This window comes from Gammaproteobacteria bacterium (assembly GCA_033720895.1).
Classification (GTDB): Bacteria; Pseudomonadota; Gammaproteobacteria; order Natronospirales; family JAJUFS01; genus JAWWBS01.
In genome coordinates this window covers 1-3,464 of record JAWWBS010000106.1, presented here as the reverse complement: position 1 = coordinate 3,464, position 3,464 = coordinate 1, and the positions used below count along the sequence as shown (strand labels likewise).

Sequence of the window (3,464 nt, the reverse complement as noted above, 5' to 3'; positions counted from 1 at the left end):
TTCGATCTCGGAGACACCCATGATTCGCAAGCTGCTCGCCGTATCCCTCATGACCCTGTTGCTGGCCGCCTGTGGTGGCGAGCAGGCCGAATCCACTGCGCCCAAGGTTGATCCCGCTGCCTCTGCGACCAGCCAGCTGCACCAGCTGTTCGATGACTTCTGGCAGAGCTATCTCGAGAACAATCCCGGCACGGCCTCCTACATCGGTGACCCGCGCTTCAACGATCGCTGGGGCGATCCGAGTGTCGAGGCAGCAGCGGCCGAAGCCGACCAGCGGCGCGAGTTCCTGAAGCGCCTGGATGCCATCGATCGCAATGTGCTGTCACCGATGGACCAGCTGAACTACGACCTGTTCAGGATCTCTTCGGAAAACGCGATCAGGCAGTACGAGGCCGGCGAACACTACTACGCCATCAACCAGCGCGGCGGCCTGCAGACGCAGTATCGCCTGGCCAGCTACATGTCCTTCGAGGACGCCGAGGACTACCAGGACTGGATCAGCCGCCTGAACGCCCTGGGTGACTATGCCGAGGCCTACACCGGCCTGCTGCGCGCCGCCGTCGAGCAAGGCAAGGTCCAGCCCGAGAACATCATCCGCAACATCATCCCGCAGCTGGAATCGCAAATTGTCGATTCCGCCGAGGACAGCGACTTCTACGCGCCGTTCGAAGAGATGGCGAAGAAGGTGAGCGAATCCGATGCCGAGCGCCTGCGCAACGAGGCGAAGACGGCGATCGAAAACGTCGTCATCCCTGCCTATGTCGCGTTCAAGGACTTCATGGAAAACGAGTACCTGCCGGCTGCCCGCCCGGCGGTGGGTGTCTGGTCGGTGCCGGGTGGACGCGATTACTACAAGGCCCGGGTGAAGAATTTCACCACCACGGACCTGACGCCGGAGGAGATTCATGAAATCGGCCTGTCCGAGGTGAAGCGCATTCGCGGCGAAATGGACAAGATCATCGAGGAAGTTGGCTTCGAGGGCAGCTTCGAGGAGTTCCTGACTTTCCTGCGCACGGATCCGCAGTTCTACTACGACACGCCAGAGGAGCTGCTGGAAGCCTACCGCGCGATTTCGAAAAAGATCGATCCCGAAGTCGTGAAGCTGTTTGGGGTCTTGCCGCGCATGCCCTACGGCGTGATCCCGATTCCGGATGCCGTCGCACCCTACACGACCACCGCCTACTACAACGGTCCGGCTGCCGACGGCTCCCGTGCAGGCTTTTACTACGTGAACCTGTATCGGCCCGAAGTGCGGCCCAAGTACGAGATGGAAGCGCTCTCGATCCACGAAGCCGTGCCGGGCCACCACTTCCAGATTGCCCTGGCCATGGAGCTGGGCGAACTGCCGGAATTCCGCCGCTATGGCGAGTCCTACACGGCCTTTGTCGAGGGCTGGGGCCTGTACTCCGAGTCGCTGGGCGAGGACCTGGGTCTCTACAAGGACCCCTACTCAAAGTTCGGCCAGCTGACCTATGAAATGTGGCGTGCGGTCCGCCTGGTGGTCGACACCGGCATGCATTACAAGGAGTGGACCCGCCAGGAGGCGATCGACTTCTTTGCCGCCAACGCCGCCAAGACCGAGAAAGACATCGAGAACGAGATCGATCGCTACATCGGCTGGCCGGGCCAGGCGCTGGCCTACAAGATCGGCGAGCTGAAGATCAAAGCCCTGCGTGCCGAAGCCGAGAAGGCCCTGGGCGACGATTTCGACATCAAGGCCTGGCACGATCACCTGCTGGGCGCGGGCTCCATCCCGCTGTCCTTGCTGGAGAAGCGCATGGACGACTGGGTTTCTGAGCAAAAAAGCGTCAAGTAAGCGTATTTTTGGCGAAAATAGCAGCACTTTCGAGGCGTTGTACGTAGTTTGCTGCTATTTGCGTCAAATGGCCGCGAAATCTCAGTGTTGACACTGTAAGCTGAGCAAACTTTAGCCAATCCCACGTATGGATTGGCTATTTTTTGTTCAGAAATGCGATTTACGGTCCGTATGACTCAAATCAATGCTGTTAGCGACCGTACGGCACATATTGGCAGGCACCAGGGTCGGGCGCGACCTTCAACGCCCCGTGTCGACCGCTGGGGTCGACCGCCATGGGCTGGTAGAATGACGGCCCTCTGAAGAGAGTGAGAATCATGGGAAAAAGCACCAAGTACGTCGCCAAGACACCGGACGAAAACGGCTTCATCCACTACACGGATGAAGAGCATGCCGTCTGGAACGAGCTGATCACGCGCCAGATTCCGATCGTGGAGAAGTACGCCTGCGACGAATACCTGGACGCGCTGAAAAAAATGGACTTCCCCATGGACCGCATTCCGCAGTGCAAGGAAGTCTCCGAAGTGCTGATGGACCACACCGGCTGGCAGGTTGCCCCGGTGCCGGCGCTGATTCCCTTTGGCGAATTTTTCGAGCTGCTGGCCAACAAGCAGTTCCCGGCGGCCTCCTTCATTCGCTCCCGCGAGGAGATGGACTACCTGCAGGAGCCGGACATTTTCCACGAGATTTTCGGCCACACGCCATTGCTGACCGACGAACGCTTTGCCGAGTTCACGCACCATTACGGTGAAGCCGGACTGAAGGCCGACAAGAAAGATCGCCCAATGCTGGCGCGCCTGTACTGGTTCACGGTCGAATTCGGCCTGATGAACACGGCCAAGGGCCTGAAGACCTATGGCGCCGGCATCGTCTCCTCGACGGGCGAGACGCCCTACTCCATCGAGAGCGACATCCCGGAGCGCCGCCCCTTCGATCCGCTGACAGCCCTCAGGACGCCGTATCGCATCGATATCTACCAGACGGTGTATTACGTCATCGACAGCCTGGACGACCTCTTCGACGTCTCCAAGCTCGATCTCTTCGACCTGATCAAGCAGGCACGCGAAAAAGGCATGCTGGAACCGACGTTCCCGCCGGCCGACGCCGACGCGCCGAAGTGGGCGTGACGCAAGACTGAACACACGCAACAACGCACAGACGCAAGGAGGGATTCATGCGCGAGTGGTGGAACAAGCTGGATATGGAGCACAAGGTTGCCGTATTCGGCATCGGATTCCTGCTTTTCATCGTAGTGGTCACCGCGCCATTGTGACAAGACAACAACATTGAAACGGAGCCAGAACGCATGACCGAGATAGCCGACAACCTCGCCGAAAAGCATTGCGAAGCCTGCGAAGGTGGCGTCAAGCCGCTGACCCGCGAAGAAGCCGAGCGCTACATCGGCAAGATCGCGCCGGACTGGACCCTGTCCGACGATGCGAAGACCATCAGCCGCGATTTCGAATTCAAGGGCTTCTACAAGACCGTCGCCTTCGTCAACGCGATCGCCTGGATGGCCAACCACGAAGGCCACCACCCGGACCTGGAAGTCGGCTACGGCCACTGCCTGGTCAAGTGGACCACGCATGCCATCGATGGCCTGAGCGAGAACGATTTCATTTGCGCAGCCAGGACGGACAAGATTTTC

Annotated in this window: 3 protein-coding genes; all 3 read left to right on the top strand. The window is 59.6% G+C overall.

The window, feature by feature from the left end; genetic code table 11:
- The coding region (locus R3217_10560) for a DUF885 domain-containing protein (protein MDX1455884.1) at nt 1-1,816 on the top strand (1,816 nt) is incomplete at its 5' end.
- A gap of 317 nt (nt 1,817-2,133) precedes the next feature.
- A complete protein-coding gene (gene phhA / locus R3217_10555) occupies nt 2,134-2,943 on the top strand; it encodes a phenylalanine 4-monooxygenase (GenBank protein ID MDX1455883.1) in 810 nt (269 codons plus the stop codon).
- 179 nt (nt 2,944-3,122) lie between these two features.
- Nucleotides 3,123-3,464: 4a-hydroxytetrahydrobiopterin dehydratase (locus R3217_10550; protein MDX1455882.1), on the top strand; the 342-nt coding region annotated here is incomplete at its 3' end.

Excerpts from the sequence above, each read along its gene's own strand:
- phhA (MDX1455883.1), top strand. The coding sequence starts at position 2,134 with ATGGGAAAAAGCACCAAGTACGTCGCCAAGACACCGGACGAAAACGGC.